Source organism: Pseudoalteromonas sp. S1727 (assembly GCF_005886375.1).
Lineage (GTDB): Bacteria > Pseudomonadota > Gammaproteobacteria > Enterobacterales > Alteromonadaceae > Pseudoalteromonas > Pseudoalteromonas haloplanktis.
The window spans coordinates 1-389 of sequence record NZ_PNDT01000169.1; the positions used below are offsets into that span (position 1 = coordinate 1).

The window sequence follows — 389 nt, forward strand, 5'->3', positions numbered from 1 at the left end:
CTCGCCCAACTTGGCTTATTGCTGATGCTAAAGGTTAAGCTGTCACCATCAATGTCATTCGCTGTTGGGATAAAGCTGTACGGTGCATCTTGATCAACATTTAATGCAGGAACACCTCCAATCGTTGGGGCGTCATTAACGTTTACCACAGTTAAGTTAAAGGCTGGCAGGCTGACGGTATCCATGCCATCGCTGACACTGATCACAATATTGCTGTGCACGCCCACATCGCTGTTACTGGCGGTACCACTGAGTGTTCCAGTGCTGCTATCAAAGCTCAACCAACTTGGCTTATTGGTAATACTAAAGGTGAGGCTGTCGCCTTCTGTATCAACTGCCGTTGGGGTGAAGAAGTAGGAGGTTTTCTCAAAGATTGAAACCATAGGCTC

1 protein-coding gene is annotated in these 389 nt (G+C 47.3%); it reads right to left on the reverse strand.

What is annotated here, in order from left to right; genetic code table 11:
- Window positions 1–389: putative Ig domain-containing protein (locus tag CWB85_RS21320; RefSeq protein ID WP_138555971.1), on the reverse strand; the 389-nt coding region annotated here is incomplete at both ends.